12 protein-coding genes are annotated in these 15,615 nt (G+C 74.0%); 7 read left to right on the top strand and 5 right to left on the bottom strand.

Going from position 1 to position 15,615, the window contains the following annotated elements; translation table 11 throughout:
- The first annotated feature begins 72 nt into the window (after positions 1-72).
- Together PGN05_RS01570 and PGN05_RS01565 are read left to right on the top strand one after the other, a co-directional pair.
- A complete protein-coding gene (locus PGN05_RS01570; RefSeq protein WP_419750549.1) occupies positions 73-999 on the top strand; it encodes a hypothetical protein in 927 nt (308 codons plus the stop codon).
- 264 nt (positions 1,000-1,263) lie between these two features.
- Entirely contained in the window at positions 1,264-1,791 is a 528-nt protein-coding gene (locus PGN05_RS01565) for a cysteine dioxygenase (RefSeq protein ID WP_419750547.1), read from the top strand.
- Between the two features lie 76 nt (positions 1,792-1,867).
- On the opposite strand, the gene PGN05_RS01560 is transcribed toward PGN05_RS01565, so the two are convergent.
- Positions 1,868-3,208, bottom strand: coding sequence for an MFS transporter (locus PGN05_RS01560; protein WP_419750545.1), 1,341 nt, complete (start codon positions 3,206-3,208; stop codon positions 1,868-1,870).
- A 179-nt stretch (positions 3,209-3,387) separates the two neighbouring features.
- Positions 3,388-4,989: a benzoylformate decarboxylase gene (gene mdlC, locus PGN05_RS01555; RefSeq protein ID WP_419750543.1), complete on the bottom strand. Its 1,602-nt coding sequence runs from the start codon at positions 4,987-4,989 to the stop codon at positions 3,388-3,390.
- Positions 4,990-5,199: 210 nt separating this feature from the next.
- Here mdlC and PGN05_RS01550 point away from each other — a divergent pair, with 210 nt between their 5' ends.
- The gene (locus PGN05_RS01550) at positions 5,200-6,663 is read left to right on the top strand and encodes an aldehyde dehydrogenase family protein (protein ID WP_419750542.1); all 1,464 of its coding nucleotides are present in this window, start codon (positions 5,200-5,202) and stop codon (positions 6,661-6,663) included.
- A gap of 83 nt (positions 6,664-6,746) precedes the next feature.
- The gene (locus tag PGN05_RS01545) at positions 6,747-8,228 is read left to right on the top strand and encodes an MFS transporter (RefSeq protein WP_419750540.1); all 1,482 of its coding nucleotides are present in this window, start codon (positions 6,747-6,749) and stop codon (positions 8,226-8,228) included.
- Here the strand turns inward: PGN05_RS01545 and PGN05_RS01540 are convergent.
- From PGN05_RS01540 to PGN05_RS01530, 3 genes are read right to left on the bottom strand one after another with little or no spacing between them, the layout of a single operon-like run.
- On the bottom strand, positions 8,177-9,850 hold the full coding sequence (locus PGN05_RS01540) for a dihydroxy-acid dehydratase (protein WP_419750538.1): 1,674 nt from the start codon (positions 9,848-9,850) through the stop codon (positions 8,177-8,179). The two genes, PGN05_RS01545 and PGN05_RS01540, sit on opposite strands and share 52 nt — an antisense overlap.
- Positions 9,847-11,208: an FAD-dependent oxidoreductase gene (locus PGN05_RS01535; protein WP_419750536.1), complete on the bottom strand. Its 1,362-nt coding sequence runs from the start codon at positions 11,206-11,208 to the stop codon at positions 9,847-9,849. Before PGN05_RS01535 ends, PGN05_RS01540 begins: the two co-directional genes overlap by 4 nt.
- On the bottom strand, positions 11,205-12,350 hold the full coding sequence (locus PGN05_RS01530; protein ID WP_419750534.1) for a hypothetical protein: 1,146 nt from the start codon (positions 12,348-12,350) through the stop codon (positions 11,205-11,207). The genes PGN05_RS01535 and PGN05_RS01530 overlap by 4 nt, the downstream gene beginning before the upstream one ends.
- Before the next feature lie 352 nt (positions 12,351-12,702).
- On the opposite strand from PGN05_RS01530, the gene PGN05_RS01525 reads away from it, so the two are divergent.
- Genes PGN05_RS01525 through PGN05_RS01515 form a run of 3 tightly spaced genes read left to right on the top strand, consistent with a single transcriptional unit; the run spans position 12,703 to position 15,555 of the window.
- Positions 12,703-13,803: an ABC transporter substrate-binding protein gene (locus tag PGN05_RS01525; protein ID WP_419750532.1), complete on the top strand. Its 1,101-nt coding sequence runs from the start codon at positions 12,703-12,705 to the stop codon at positions 13,801-13,803.
- 44 nt (positions 13,804-13,847) lie between these two features.
- Positions 13,848-14,681 (top strand): ABC transporter ATP-binding protein, encoded by an 834-nt coding sequence (locus tag PGN05_RS01520; RefSeq protein ID WP_419750530.1) that lies wholly within the window; start codon positions 13,848-13,850, stop codon positions 14,679-14,681.
- A 7-nt stretch (positions 14,682-14,688) separates the two neighbouring features.
- Complete coding sequence (locus tag PGN05_RS01515) at positions 14,689-15,555, top strand: ABC transporter permease (RefSeq protein ID WP_419750529.1); 867 nt, start codon at positions 14,689-14,691, stop codon at positions 15,553-15,555.
- Positions 15,556-15,615 lie beyond the last annotated feature (60 nt).

Raw genomic sequence — 15,615 nt, 5'->3', positions numbered from 1 at the left:
CCTTCTTCCTGTGTCGTCGGCGTTCCGTTGCACACTGGGCGGGCCGTCCGCCCGACATCCCGGAGCCGCTGCGTGCCGTCCTCTCCTGCCCCGACGTCCACCGTCCGCATCCCGGACGCCGCGTCGTTCTGGTCCGACGCCGAGGTCGTGCTCGCACCCGATGACCCCCGCCCCGGCTCGTGGGCCGGCGGCCCCTCGGTGCAGCTGGTGGACGGGACGTGGTGGCTGGCCGCCCGGCTGCGCCGCCCGGTCGGCGAGGGCCGCGGCTTCGCCAACGTCGTCTACCGCTCCGACGACGGCCGGCGGTTCACCGAGGTCGTGCGGCTCGGCAAGGACGACTTCGGCGCCGAGTCCCTGGAGCGGCCGGCGCTGGTGCACACGCCAGAGGGTCACTGGCGGCTGTACGTCAGCTGCGCGACGCCGGGCACCAAGCACTGGCGGGTGGACCTGGTCGAGGCCGGCCGGGTCGAGGACCTCGCGACGGCGACCCCCCGCACCGTGCTGCCCGGCAGCCAGCAGCAGGCGGTCAAGGACCCGGTGGTGCGGCACGACGGGCGGCAGTGGCACCTGTGGGCCTCGGTCCACCCGCTCGACGACCCGTACGCGACCGACCGCATGACCACCGAGCACGCCACCAGCGCGGACGGCGTCGCGTGGACCTGGCAGGGCACCGCGCTGGCCGGCACGCCCGGGTCCTGGGACGCCCGCGGGGTCCGGTTCGCCACCGTCGTCCTGGACGGCGAGCGCACCTGGGCGCTCTACGACGGCCGGGGAACCGCGGCGGAGAACTGGGAGGAGCGCACGGGCCTCGCCGTCCGCAACGGCGACGGCCGGTTCACCGCGGCTGCCGACGGGCCGCTCCTGGCCAGCCCGCACCCGCCGGGCGGGCTCCGCTATGCGGACGCGGTGGCCGTGCCTGGCGGGGGCACCCGCTGGTACTACGAGGCGACTCGCGCCGACGGCGCCCACGAACTGCGCACGGTCCTGCTCCCGCACTGACCCGCTCCTCCGGCTGTGGGGGCCTGCGCGGCCCCGGCGGAGGGTGACACGCCGCTCGAATTGTCGTCAAATCCGATCTACATGGTAGAGATAAAGCCGTGCCCGTCGTCCTCACCTCGCCTGCCGCCCCGCGGCTGGTGCGGCGCGCGCACGTCGATCTGGGTCGGGTCTGGTCGGCCGGCTGTCGCTGACGACGCCCCCGTCGTCCCCGCCGGCACGTGGCTCCGCGGTCGCCCGGCACGCCCGACCCCCGAAGGACCCGACGTGACCCGCTCCCTGCTGTCCCCTGCCCTCGACACCGACCCGACCCGGCGCCGCACCGGCGCCGCCGCACTGGCCGCGGCCCTCGCCGCCGCCGAGCACCGCTGGTCGGCGCTCGTGGCCCACCGGGCGGAGAGCCGGTGGACCCACCTGCTCGACCCGGCGACGGCCGCCGACGTCCTGGACCCGTCCCTGCACGCCGACCTGGCGCAGGCCCAGGTCTGGCTGCTGTCCTGGCTGCCCGGACAGGGCACCGACCTGCACGACCACGGCGGCTCCGCGGGGGCGTTCGCCGTCGTCCGCGGCACGCTGGACGAGGAGGTCGGGGCGCTGCCCGACGCGCGGCAGCTCGCGGCCGGCCGGGTGCGGCCGTTCGGCGCGCACCACGTGCACCGGGTGACCAACCGTGGCGGCGAGCCGGCGGTCAGCGTGCACGTCTACACGCCGCGGCTGACCGTCATGAACACCTACCGGGTGGACCGCGGTGGGCTCGTCCGCACCGGCACCGAGCGGGCCGGCGTCGACTGGTGACCCACCGCTGGGACGCCGACGGGCCGCACCGCCTGACGAGGAGGCGGTGCGGCCCGTCGGTACCCGGGTCCCGGGATCAGCCGGCGGTCGCCGCCGACGTCCCGAGCCGGTCGGCGGCCTTGTTGCGCCGCGCCGGCGGCGCGACCTTGATGCCGAGCACGGCGAGCAGGCTGATCAGCGACAGGGCCGACACGTAGATGCCGATCGGCGTCGAGGACTCGTAGGCGCCGTACAGGGCGGTGGCGACGATGGGCGTGACCGCACCGCCGACCATCCCGCCGAGCTGGTAGGCGATCGAGATGCCGCTGTAGCGGGTCTTCAGCTCGAAGATCTCGGTGAACATGCCGCCCTGGGCGCCGGCCATGATGCCCTGCACCACGGCCGCGACCGCGAAGCCGAAGAACGCCGCAGCGGCGTTGCCGGTGTTGACCAGGGCGAACAGCGGCAGCGGCCAGATCACGGCGGTGAGCGCACCGATGGCGAACACCGGCTTGGAGCCGTACCGGTCGCTCAGCACGGCGGCCACGATGATCGTCGCGACCCAGATGACCGTCGAGGCGAGGATCAGCCACAGCAGCGTGTTCCGGTCGAAGCCCACGACCTGGGTGCCGTAGTTGAGCATGTACACGATCACGGTGTAACCGACCGCCGGCGGGGCGATCGAGGCCAGGCTGCCGAGGATGAGCGTGCGCGGCTGGCGCCGGAACAGCTCGGCCACCGGCATCTTGATGACCTCGTTGCGCTCCTTGACCTGCTTGAACTCCGGAGCGTCCTCCAGCTTGCTGCGGACGACGAAGCCGACGCCGACGAGCACGATGCTGAGCAGGAACGGGATGCGCCAGCCCCAGGCCTGGAACGCGTCGTCGTCGAGGCCGCCGACCGCGAGGAAGGCCAGGTTCGAGGTGAGCACACCGATCGGGACGCCGAACTGGGCGAAGCTGCCGTAGACGGCCCGCCGGCTGGGACTGGCGTGCTCGGTGGCGATCAGCACCGCGCCCCCCCACTCGCCGCCGACGCCGAAGCCCTGGATGAGCCGCAGCAGGACCAGCAGCAGCGGCGCGCCGATGCCGATGGCGTCGTAGGTGGGCAGCACGCCGATGAGGAAGGTCGACCCACCGGTGAGCAGCAGGGTGAGGACCAGCATCGACTTGCGGCCGATCCGGTCGCCGAAGTGACCGATGACCGCGGCGCCCAGTGGCCGGGCGATGAAGCCGACGGCGAAGGTGGCGAACGACGCGATCGTCCCCGCGGTGGGGTCGAACTGGGGGTAGAAGGCATTGCCGAACACCAGCGCGGCGGCGGTGCCGAAGATGTAGTAGTCGTACCACTCGATCGACGTGCCGATGAAGCTCGCCGCGAAGATGCCCTTCTTGGAAGGGCCGGCCTTCGCCGACGCAGGTGCAGTGGGTCTGGCCACGGAGATGCTCCTCTGGACGGCGCTGTGCAGGTGCGGGGATGTCCGGCGGTGACGCCGCTTACACCGCTCCGGAGATGGAAACCGGTTTCGCGCCCGCGGTCCTCGGCCCCCTGACCGGTTCGGGGCCCCCGTCCCGGCGGGGGGCGGCTACGTCATCCGTCCCCCGCCGGCCGGCCGGGTCAGCCGAGCCTGCTGGTCTCGGCCGTGATCGGCACCTCGACCACCCGCGGGCCCTCGCCCTTGCCGATGGCCGCGAACTCGTCGGCCAGCTCGTCGGCGGTCGTCACCGTGCGCCCCGGGACGTCGTAGCCCCGGGCGATGGTCACCGCGTCCAGGCCGGGCAGCTCGAGCCCGGGGATCCCGGAGACGCCGAGCTGGCCCACGAACGAGGCGAGCGCGCCGTAGATGCCGTTGCGGAGGACGACGAAGGTCACCGGCAGCTGGTGCTGCACCGCCGTCCAGACGGCCTGCACGCCGTACTGGAAGGCGCCGTCGCCGAGGACGGCCACGACCGGCCGGGCCGGGTCGGCCAGCGCGGCGCCGACCGCCGCGGGCAGCCCGAAGCCGAGCCCGCCGGCGGCCGGGAAGAGCAGCCCGCGCGGGCCGGCGAGGTCCAGGTGCGACCAGAACTGCGCGGTGTTCGCGGTGGACTCGTTGACGAACCGGACGTGCCCGGGCACCGAGCGGGCCAGCAGGCCGAGGACGGCGTCGGCGGTGAACGGCGCCTCCCCCGGCTCGGCCGCGACGGCGCGTTCCGGCGCGGGGCGCTCCGGCCGCGGCGGCAGGCCCTCCAGGGCGGTCAGCAGCTGGCCGGCCACGGTGGCGACGTCGGCGACGACGGCGTCGCCGAACGCGGCCCGGGCGGCCGTGCCCGGGTCGCTGCCGACGGCCACCATCTGGGTGCCCTCGGGCAGCCACGGGCCCGGCACGTAGACGTGGTAGCGGAACACCGGCGCGCCGAGCACGAGGACCAGGTCGGCGCCCTCCAGGTGGGCGGCGACGCCGGCGATGCTCGGCGGCAGCAGGCCCTGCCACAGCGGGTGCCGGGTCGGGAAGGGGGCGCGTGGCGCCGAGGGCGCGGTCCACACCGGGGCCTGCAGCCGCTCGGCCAGCGCCACGACCCGCGGATAGGCGCGCTCCTCGTCGACCTCGGGGCCCACGACCAGCACCGGGTTGCGGGCGGCGGCCAGCCGGCCGGCCAGCTCCTCGAGCAGCTCGTCGTCCAGGCCGCCGCCGCGGCGCACCCGGCGGCCGGCGAGGTGGGCCACCTCGTCGGCGTCCACCGGCTGCGCCCAGTCGTCCAGCGGCAGGGAGACGAAGACCGGCCCGGTCGGCGGCAGCGTGGCCAGGTGGAAGGCCTCCGACAGGGCCCGCGGGACGTCCTGGGCGCGGGCCGGCTCGAACGACCACTTGACCTGCGGCTCCGGCACGCGGGTCATGGCCGGCTCGCCGAGCATCGAGCCCAGGCCGACCATCGGGCGGGCCTGCTGTCCGGCGGTCACCACCAGCGGCGTGCCGAGGGCCTTGGCGTTGGCCAGGTTGCCCATCGCGTTGCCCAGGCCCGCGGCCGAGTGCAGGTTCACCAGCGCCGGGCGCCCGGTCACCTGGGCGTAGCCGTCGGCCATGCCGAGGACGGCGCCCTCGTGCAGGCCCAGCACGTAGCGGAAGTCGGCGGGGAACCCGTTGAGGAAGGGCAGCTCGTTGGAGCCGGGGTTCCCGAAGACCGTGGTCAGGCCCCATTCGCGGAGCAGCTCGTAGGTGGTGTCGCGGACGATGGACACGGGTCCTCCTGGGCGTCGCGGGGCTGCTGGCGCAGGCTAGCCCCGCCGCCCGCGCTCCGCCCGGGTGCGTCCGGTGTCCCGTCGCCCCCCGCCGTATCGTCGGGCCGGGTCCTCGCCGGCCGGGCGGAGGCGTTCCGGCTCCGGCGGGACCCGGAGCACGACCGCGGGTCCCTCCCGCGGTCCCACCCGACCCTGAGGGGAACTGAGCCGATGGTGTCCCTGGACCAGCTGCCGGAGATCCGGACCGAGCTGTTCATCGACGGCGAGACCCGCAGCACCGACGACCACCTGCAGGTCGTCGACCCCGCCGACGGCACGTCGATCGTCGGCTACGCCGCCGCCGCGAGCGCCAAGCAGGCCGAGGAGGCCGTCGCCGCCGCGCACCGCGCCTTCCCGGCCTGGGCCGCCCGCAGCCCGCAGGAGCGGGCCGAGCTGGTGGCCGCGGCGCTGGCACCCCTGGAGGGTGACCGCAACACCGTCGCCGAGATCCTGACCCGCGAGAACGGCAAGATCCGGATGGAGTCGTTCATCGACTCGATCGTCTTCGCCCACCGGCTGAGCCTGGCCACCGGGCTGGCCGACCGGGTGGCCGACGTCGTCGAGCTGCCGGCCCCGCCGCACCGCACGACGATCTCCTACCTGCCGCTGGGCGTGGTCACGATCATCGTGCCGTTCAACTGGCCGCTGGCGATCCTCGCCGCCTCGTTGCCCTACGCCCTGGTCGCCGGCAACACCGTCGTGGTCAAGCCGCCGCCCACCACCCCGCTGGCCACCACCCGCACCGTCCAGCAGGTCGCCGAGCTGCTCCCGCCGGGCGTGCTCAACGTGGTCACCGGCGCCGACGCCGAGATCGGCGCCGCGCTGATCCAGGACGACCGGGTCAAGAAGGTCTGCTTCACCGGGAGCGTCGGCGGCGGCAAGCGGATCATGGGCATGGCCTCGGAGACCCTCACCCGGGTCGCGCTCGAGCTCGGCGGCAACGACCCGGCGCTGGTGCTGGCCGACGCCGACCTCTCCGGCGACGCCTTCGCCAAGATGTTCTCCGGCACCTTCGACTCCACCGGCCAGATCTGCATGGCCACCAAGCGGCTCTACGTGCACCGCTCCCGCTACGACGAGGTCGTCGAGGGGCTGTCGGGCATGCTCGCCGCCCAGCGGCTCGGCCACGGCCTCGACGAGGGCGTCACCATGGGCCCGCTGCACCAGGCCCGGCAGAAGGAGTACGTGCAGGAACTGGTCGCCCAGGCCCGCGAGTCCGGCGCCGAGGTCCGCGAGTTCGGCGAGGCCGTCGAGGGCGCCGACCTCTCCGTCGGGAACTTCCTCAAGCCGACCCTGGTCCTCGACCCGTCCGACGACGCCCGTGTCGTGGTGGAGGAGCAGTTCGGCCCGACGCTGCCGATCCTGCCCTTCGACGACGAGGAGGACGCGGTGGCCCGGGCCAACGACACCTGGTCGGGGCTGTGCTCCTCGGTGTGGACGGCCGACCTCGACCGCGCCGCGGCCGTCGCGGCCCGGCTGCGCACCGGCTACACGTTCGTCAACGAGCACGGTGCGGCCTTCCTCGACGAGCGGGCGCCGTTCGGCGGGTTCAACCACAGCGGCATGGGCCGGGAGATGGGCATCGAGGGGCTCCGCGAGTTCATGGACACCCACTCGGTCGGCTTCCCCGCCTGACCGCAGGACCCGTTCCCGGGCCGCCCCCGCGGGTGGCCCGGGAACGGACCGGCGTCCGATCGACGACAGAGGAGCGAGGACCCATGGCGAGCGACCGCGCCGGGACGGACGCCGCGACGGCGGCCGCCGGCCCGGCCCCGGGCGGGCTTGGCGGCCCCCGGGTGCTCGTGCCGGTGCTCGTCCTCCTCGCGACCGTCGTCGCCGTCAGCAGCAGCGTCGGGGCTCCGCTCATCCCGGCCGTCGCCGACGCCTACGACGCTCCGCTGCACGTGGCCCAGTGGTCGCTCACCATGCCGCTGCTCGTCGGCGCGGTGGCCACGCCGGTGCTCGGCCGGCTCGGGGACGGGTCGCACCGCCGCGCCGTCGCGCTCAGCGTCCTCGGCGTCGTCGTCCTCGGCGGCGTCCTGACCGCCCTGCCCCTGTCGCTGGGCTGGCTCCTGACCGGGCGGGGGCTGCAGGGCTTCGGGCTCGGCCTCATGCCGATGCTCATCGCCACGGCCCGCGAGGCCCTGCCCCCCGACCGCGCGCGCCGCACGATCGCGGCGCTGTCGATCACCGTCGTCTCGGGGGTGGGCCTGGGGTACCCGATCGCCGGTGCCCTCGCGACCTACGGCGGCGTGACGCTCGCGTTCGCGGTGGGGGCGGGGATCTGCGCGGTCGCCCTCCTCGCCGGCGCCCTCGTGCTGCCGAAGGCCTCCCCCGCCCCGGCCCGCCGGTTCGACCTGCCCGGCGCGCTGCTGCTCGGCGCGGGCCTGGCCGGCGCCATCGTCACCCTCAGCGAGGGCGAGAACTGGGGCTGGTCCTCCCCGCGGGTGCTCCTGGTCAGCGCGGGGTCCGTGCTGGCCCTGGTCGCGTGGGCGGTGGTCGCGCTGCGGACGCGCGCGCCGCTCATCGACCTGCGGCTGGCCCGGGGCCGGCTGCCGGCCGCCGGCCACGTCTCGGTCCTGCTCACCAGCCTGGCCAACTACCTGCTGCTGGGCTCGGTGCCGATCCTGGTGCAGACGCCGGTGTCCAGCGGCTACGGGTTCGGCGCGTCCGGGCTGGTCGCGGGGCTGGTGCTGCTGCCGTTCTCGCTGGCCGGCATGGTCGCCGGCCCGATCTCCCGCCGGCTGGGCGAGCGCTGGGGCCCCCGCCTGGTGCTGCCGCTGGGCGCGCTGCTGATGGGCGCCTCGCTCGTCCTGCTCGCCGTCGCCCGCGGCCACCTCTGGATGCTCGCCGTGATCACGGCGGTGGCCGGCCTGGGCATCAGCACGGTGTTCGCCGCGGCGCCGAACCTGGTCGTCGCGGCCGTCCCGCCCCGCGAGACCGGCAGCGCCATGGCGCTCAACCAGGTGCTGCGCTACGCCGGGTTCGCCGTGGGCAGCGCGCTGACCGCGACCGTGCTGGCCGCGGTGACGCCGGCCGGCGGCGAGCTGCCCGCCGAGGTGGGCTACACCGTCATCGGGCTGCTCGGCGCCGGCCTCTCGGTGGTCACCGCGGTGCTGGTCTGGCTGCTCCCGGGCCGGGCGGCCGCTCAGCCGCCGAGCGTGGCGCCCCGGGCCAGCGGGGAGACCGTCCGCGCGTAGACGTCCAGCCAGCCGCAGCCGCTCGGCGCCCGCAGCGGGGGCAGCTCCGCCCGGCGGCGCTCGAGCTCCTCGGCCGGCACCTGCAGGTCCAGGGTGCGCGCCTCGACGTCCACGGAGATCACGTCGCCGTCGCGGACCAGGCCCAGCGGCCCGCCGACCGCCCCCTCGGGGCTGACCTCGGCGACCACCAGGCCCTTGTTCACCAGGCCGGACATCTGCCCGTCGGTCACGACCACGACCTGGTCGCCGAGCCCGGCGCCGTCGAGGGCGAAGATGAACGCCGAGGTGAGCGCCATGCCGGGCGAGCCGCGCAGGCCCAGACCGCTGAGGACGACGACGTCGCCCGGGCTGACCTCGCCCCCGCGGATGCCGGCCAGGCCCTCGTCGCGGGAGGAGTAGACCTTCGCCGGCCCGGTGAAGCGGTGCAGCCCGTCGTCGGCGACGGTGCGCTTGACCACGCCACCCTCGGGGGCCAGCGAGCCGCGGACGATCGTGATGCCGGGGTGGGTGGCCAGCGGGTCGTCGACCGGGCGGATGACGTCGGCGTCGCCCACCGTCGCGCCGCCGAGGACCTCCCCCAACGGGCGGCCGTCGACGGTCGGCTGGTCGAGGTCCAGCAGCGGCCGCAGCTGGTACAACAGCGCCTGCGCCCCGCCGGCGGCCTCGAACTCGTCGATCTGCCGGTCGCCGTTGGGCTTCACGCCGGTGATCAGCGGCACCTGCGGCGCCAGCTCCTCGAACAGGGCCAGGACGTCGACGTCGCAGCCGGCCTCCACCGCGACCGCCTGCAGGTGCTTGACGCAGTTGACCGAGCCACTGATGGCCAGGACGGCGACGACGGCGTTGCGGAAGGCCCCCGGGGTCATGACCTGCCGCGGGCGGAGGTCCTCGTGGACCAGCTCGACGATGCGGCGGCCGGCCCGCTCGACGTCGGCGAACATCTTGTCGCTCAGCGCCAGCACGGGCGCGGTGCCGGGCAGCATCATGCCCAGCGCCTCGGTGGCGATGTGCATGGAGTTCGCCGTCCCCATCCCGGCGCAGACGCCGGGCCCGCCGACGGCGACCGCGGCCATCTCGGCCAGCTCCTCGACGGTCATGGCTCCGGTGGCGACGTGGCCGGCGTAGAGGAAGACGTCCTCGAAGTCGACGTGCTCGCCCTTGTAGACGCCGCTGGGCTGGTAGCCGCAGCCGACGACGATCGTCGGGATGTCCAGGCGGCCGGCGGCCATCAGCTGGCCGGGGGTGGTCTTGTCGCAGGAGGCGAGGGTGACCATCCCGTCGAGCTGGGCGCCTTCGACGGCGACCTCGATGTCGCTGGCGATGAGGTCGCGGGTCGGGAGGATGTAGCGGCCCTGCGCGCCCGCGCTGGTGATGGCGTCACTGGACGCGGCCGTGCGGACCTCGAACGGCACGCCGCCGGCCGCCCGGATCGCCGCCTCCAGCGGGGGCACGACGTCGTCGAGGTGGCTGAAGCAGCTGGCCAGCTTCGACGAGCTGTTGACGATGGCGATCTTGGGCTTCTCCATGTCCTCGTCGGAGAGGCCCAGCGCCGTCCACTGCGCGCGGCGCATCGCCCACGGGGTGCCGCCGACCGGGAAGTTGCTGCGCAGCGACACGGTCACGCCTCCTCGCGGCCGAGGAAGACGCCGGCCCGCTCGAGGCGCTGCTGCAGCTCGGGCACCGGCACGTCGCGGACGGGGACGCCGCCGGCGATGGCCAGGTCCGCGGCGACGCCGACCGCCTCGCCCATCGCGAAGCAGGGCCCGGTGACCCGCGCCGAGGACTGCCCGCCCTGCGTCATGGACGCGCAGCGGCCGGCGACGAACAGGTTGTCCACGCGCTCGGGCACGACCATCCGGTAGGGCAGCTGGTTGTAGCCGCGGGGGTCCTCCCCACGCTGCCAGCGGAACTCGACGGTGCCCGCGACGTGCGCCTCCACCGGCCAGCCGTTGACGCCGATCGTGTCGTCGAAGTCGGCGCAGTCCAGGACGTCGTCCTCGGTGAGCCGGTACTCGCCGAACACCCGCCGGGTCTCGCGGATCCCGATCTGCGGAGCGAGGTCGACGATGTAGGAGTCCCCGAAGCCGGGCACCCGGTTCTTGATGAAGTCGAAGGCGTCGAACGACTGGCGCCGGCCCTGCAGCTCGCCGAGGGTCAGCTGGTCGACGTCGGTGCCGTCGACCGCCGTGCCGTCGGGGTTGGACAGCTGGGTGAGGTTGGACCGCCACTCCAGCGGGTTGCGCTGCGGCCGGACGATCGGCTTCTTGCGCGGGAAGTGGTGCGTGCCGGCCGCCTCGGCCTCCTCCATCAGCCGCTCGACGGTGCGCCACGGCGCGTCCCCGGCCGCGGCGACGTCCACGCCGTTGATCCGGAACATCAGCGACGGGTAGAGCAGGTGCGGCGCCTTCTCGAAGGGCACCCCGGCCCAGGCGGCGAGGTCGGCGTCCCCGGAGGCGTCGACGAACACCCGCCCGCGGACCGCGGCCCGCCCGGACTTCGACTCGATGAGCACCGCGTCGACCGTCGCGTCGTCGGCCATGACCACCCCGACCGCGACCGCGTGGAACAGCAGCCGGGCGCCGGCGCCGGTGACCAGCTCGTCGGCGGCCAGCTTGTAGCTGGAGATGTCGAAGGCCTGGGCGAGGATGCCGTCGTTGATGGTCAGGTGCGGCGCGTTGAGCCCGTCGAGCTTGGTGAGCCGCTCCAGCAGCTCGTCGGCGAGGCCGTGGATGACCTGGCGGTGCTCGCCGTGCACCTTGGCGTGCAGCCCGCAGAAGGTGGACAGCCCGCCCATCGTGCCGGCGCCGCCGAGGAAGCCGTAGCGCTCGAGCAGGATCGTCGAGCGCCCCGCCCGGGCGGCCGCGGCGGCGGCCATGATGCCGGCCGGCCCCCCGCCGACGACGACGACGTCGAACTCGCCGTAGACCGGCGTCTCGCGCGCCGGCTCCGGCACGGTGCTCGTCGCGTGCACGGTGGTCATCGGGTGCCTCCCTGGGTCGGTGCGTCCTCGACGCGGGCGATCGCCGGCGCGCCGCCGCGCGGGCCGAAGGTCTCGGCCACGGCGGAGACCCCGGCGTTGTGCGCGCCGGCGACGGTCACCAGCAGCGCCTCGGGTGAGTTGAGCACCGGGACGACGTCCCGGCCGGACTCGGACGCGGTGTCGGGGACCGCGTCGGGGTGGCCGGCCGGCAGGCGCCAGCGCGTCTCCCGCGAGACGGCGTCCTTGCCGACCTCGGCCAGCCGCTCGCGGGTGTTGACCGCGTGCTCGTACACGAACTGGCGGACGTCGGCCTTCGACCAGCCGGCCGCGGCGAACAGGTGCGCGTGCTCGGGCCCGAGCACCAGGCAGCCGCTGATCGTCTCGTGCACCAGCGCGCCGGTGCGGGCCACCGTGCCGGCCAGGTCGCGGCCCAGCTGCTCGGGGTCGGTGGTGTGCCGGGCCTCCAGGTGGATGACCGAGCGGACCAGCATCGAGGTCACCGTGCTCTCCCCCGCCGCGAACCCGTGGTCGGCCGGGAACGGCGCCCAGGGGCTGTCCTCCTCGTTCTCCGCGATGCAGGCGGTGTACTTCGCCGGCGTGCCCTGGGTGGCCTGGTCCAGCTGGTGCGGGTGCAGGCCGAAGACGTTGATCGCGGTCAGCCGCAGCGCCCGGCCGATCGTGGCGTTGGCGCGGAAGCCGGAGCCGAACACGTTGCCGCGGCTGTTGAGCCCGATCCGCTCCCGGACCGGGCCGTTGACCAGCAGCAGCGGCGCGGTGCCGGTGGTGCTCTGCCAGATCCCCTTGCCGGCGTAGCCCTCCAGGGACAGCGCCTCCCAGGCGGCCAGCACCACGGGGAAGTACTCCGGCAGGCAGCCGGCCATCGCCGCGTTGATCGCGGCGGAGCGCACCGTGCAGACCCGCTCCAGGTGTGGCATCCGGAAGACGACGTCACCCGGGCGGTGCGAGGTCTGCGCGAGGAACTCGGCCAGGTAGGAGTCGGTCACGGGCATGACCGGCAGCCCGTCGGTCCACCCCTGGCCCGCGTAGAACTCCATGACCCGGCGGAGGGTCTCCATGTCGACCAGGGGCCGGTCGTCGGCCTCCTCCGGGGCGCCGGCCGCCCTCGTGTCCAGCTCGCTCACGGGTTCCTCCAGGTGCCGACGGACGAGTGTGCGCCATGCGCACGACTGCGCAGTATCCGCACAGACCGTACCGGCTGTCGCGGTGCGCGGTCGACCCGGTGGTGACGCGGGTCACAGCCGGGTCACGATGTCCGGACGCGGCCCGGGACGGCCGCCTCCTGTTTGACACCGGCGTGATCCGCGCCATACGTTCGGACAGAGCACGAGTGATCGCATGCCGCACACATGCGGACGGTCAGTTCCCACCGTCCGCCGACCGGCCGTGCCCCTCCCGGCGGGTCCCTCCCCGGACCCCCGAGCCGCGGGTCGGCCCTCTGTCCCCCCGTCGTCCGTTCCTCCAGGGAGAGCCCCGATGACCCGCTCCACCGCACGTCCCGCCAGCAGCCGGAGCTCCCGCCCGCGGTGGCGTTCGGCGCTCGCCGCGGCGAGCGCCGCGACGCTGCTGGCCGCCTGCGGCGGGGGTGGCGAGGAGGAGGGCGCCGCCGCCGGCGACGGCGGGGACGGCGGGGGCGGCGGCGAGGTCCAGGACGTCACCTTCCTCAACATCCTCCCGCTGGAGAGCCTCACCTTCACCCCGGAGCTGGTCGCCGCCTCCTGCGGCTACTTCGAGGACAACGGCCTCAACGTCACCTTCGAGACCACCCAGGGGTCGGCCCCGGCCATCCAGACCGTGCTGGCCGGTGGTGCCCTGATCACCCGGGTCGGCGACATGGAGACGATGCTCGCCGTCGGGGAGCGGGACGCCCCGCTGGTCAACGTCGGCCAGATCAACAAGACCGGCACCATCCGCTTCGTGTCCGCCGAGTCCGACCCGCTGGAGTCGCCCCAGGACATCGAGGGCCGGCTCGTGGGCACCCCGTCCGAGGGCGGCACCAGCGAGATCATCCTCAAGCTGGTCGCGGCGACCGCCGGCATCGACCCCGACGACGTGCAGACCCAGGTGGTCGGCGTCGCCCCCGGCGTCTTCGACCTGGTGACCTCCGGGCGCATCGGCGGCTACATCGTCTCCCTCGACACCTCGGTCGCCCTGGACCAGCAGCAGCCCGAGGCCGTGGTCTACAACCCCTCGGAGGACGTCCGGAGCGGCGGTCAGGTCTACATCACCTCCCAGGAGCAGGCCGAGGACCCGGCCAAGCAGGAGCAGCTGAGCAGCTACCTGACCGCGATCAAGCAGGCGGTGCAGTTCGTCGTCGAGGACCAGGCCAACGACTACGCCGAGACGATCGAGTGCCTGTCCGAGTACGAGATCCCGACCCTGCAGGACCCGGAGGTCGGCAAGGCCGCCCTCGACCAGTACGTGGAGTCCTGGACCGCGGCCGGCGACGACCAGATCGCCGTGACCGACCCCGAGCAGTGGCAGGCGATCTACGACGAGATGTCCGGCTCCGGCTTCGTGCCCGAGGGCCTGGACCCCGCCGAGTGGTACACCGACGAGTTCGCCCCGGCGTCATGAGCAGCCCGGTGACGGGCACTCCCGCCGGCTCCAGGGAGGACGGCATGACCATCTCCGCGCCCGCGCCCCGGGTCCCCGCCACAGCGGCGGGCGGGGGCGCCCAAGCCCAGCTCGAGGTCTCCGCGGTCGACAAGGTCTACCAGGCCCGGCGCGGTGAGGTGCACGCGCTCAGCGACGTGAACCTCTCCATCGGCAAGGGGGAGTTCATCTCCCTGGTCGGCCGCTCCGGCTGCGGGAAGACGACGCTGCTGCGCATCCTCGCCGGGCTGCTGGCCCCGAGCTCCGGCACGGTCACCGCCGACGGCGAGAGCATCTGGCGCGGCAACAAGCGCAACGACGAGGCGTTCTCGCAGTTCGGCCTGGTCTTCCAGGACGCGAACCTGTTCCCCTGGTACACGGTCGCCGACAACATCTCGCTGCCGCTCAAGCTGCGCGGCGTGGGCAAGAAGGCCCGGCGGGCGCGCGCGACGGAGCTCTGCGAGCTGGTCGGCCTGCCCGGGTTCGAGAAGGCCTACCCGCGGGAGCTGTCCGGCGGCATGCGGCAGCGCGCGGCCATCGCCCGGGCGCTCAGCTACGACCCGAAGATCCTGCTGATGGACGAGCCGTTCGGCGCCCTGGACGCGCTCACCCGCGACAAGATGAACCTCGAGCTGCAGTCCATCCACGCGCAGGCCGGGGCGACCGTGGTGTTCGTGACCCACTCCATCAACGAGGCGGTCTTCCTGGCCGACCGGGTCGTCCTGCTCACCCCGCGGCCGGGCCGGATCCGCTCGATCACCCCGGTGGCGCTGCCGCGGCCCCGCTCCCTCGACACCGAGACCAGCCCCGAGTTCCAAGAGATCGTCCGGGTGCTCCGCCACGAACTGGACGAGGAGTGACGCAGCCATGACCACGCTCGACCGTCCCACCGAGGACACCACCCCGTCCCGCAAGGACGCACGATCGGGCCGCAGCAGCGTCCCCGGTGACCGCGACGGGCTGATGAAGGCCCTGCCGTTCATCTCCACGCCGATCCTGCTCGTCCTGCTGATCGGCGGCTGGCAGTTCGCCGTCTCGGTCATCGGCGTCTCGGAGTTCATCCTCCCGGCGCCGCTGGACGTCTGGGACTCGCTGCTCACCATGCTGGGCACCGCCGCGGTCTGGACCGACATCTGGATCACCCTCTACGAGGTGCTGGTCGGCTTCTTCTTCGCGCTGGTCTTCGGCATGGCCGTCGGCGCGATCCTCGGCCGGGTGGTCTGGCTCGAGCGCGCCGTCCAGCCGGCCCTGGTCGCCCTCCAGGTCGTCCCGAAGGTCGCCTTCATCCCGATCTTCGTCATCTGGTTCGGGTTCGGCACGACGTCGAAGATCATCATGGCCGCGATCCTCGCGTTCTTCCCGATCATGCTGAACGTGATGCTCGGCGTCCGGTCGGTCGACCGCGGGCACCGCGACGTCATGCGCGGCCTGGGCGCCAGCCGCTGGGCGACGTTCAAGAACCTCGAGCTGCCGAGCACGCTGCCCTACATCTTCGCCGGCGCCGAGGTGGGCATCGTCTTCGCCGTGATCGGCGCGATCGTCGGCGAGTACCTCGGCGGCAGCGAGGGCCTGGGCCACCTGGTGGTGCGCAGCCTCAACGCGCTGGACGCCCCGCAGCTGTTCGCCGTCATCGTGCTGCTGGCGATCATGGGCTCGCTGCTCTACGCGGCCGTCACGCTCACCAAGCGGCTGATGATCCCGTGGCACGACTCGGTGGCGGGCGTCTCCCCGTGACCGAGCTCGCGAGGTCACGCATGAGCACAGCACCCCCGGACACGGGGACGACGAGCGCCA

The sequence above is a fragment of the Geodermatophilus sp. CPCC 206100 genome (genome assembly GCF_048569675.1).
Classification (GTDB): Bacteria; Actinomycetota; Actinomycetes; order Mycobacteriales; family Geodermatophilaceae; genus Geodermatophilus.
Note: the sequence above shows the minus strand (reverse complement) of the source record. Positions and strands in the feature narration are given on the sequence as shown.

Coding starts and splice junctions, on each gene's coding strand:
- PGN05_RS01520 (WP_419750530.1), top strand. CDS start 13,848: ATGACCATCTCCGCGCCCGCGCCCCGGGTCCCCGCCACAGCGGCGGGC.
- PGN05_RS01545 (WP_419750540.1), top strand. CDS start 6,747: ATGGCGAGCGACCGCGCCGGGACGGACGCCGCGACGGCGGCCGCCGGC.
- PGN05_RS01525 (WP_419750532.1), top strand. CDS start 12,703: ATGACCCGCTCCACCGCACGTCCCGCCAGCAGCCGGAGCTCCCGCCCG.
- PGN05_RS01535 (WP_419750536.1), bottom strand. CDS start 11,208: ATGACCACCGTGCACGCGACGAGCACCGTGCCGGAGCCGGCGCGCGAG.
- PGN05_RS01515 (WP_419750529.1), top strand. CDS start 14,689: ATGACCACGCTCGACCGTCCCACCGAGGACACCACCCCGTCCCGCAAG.
- PGN05_RS01550 (WP_419750542.1), top strand. CDS start 5,200: ATGGTGTCCCTGGACCAGCTGCCGGAGATCCGGACCGAGCTGTTCATC.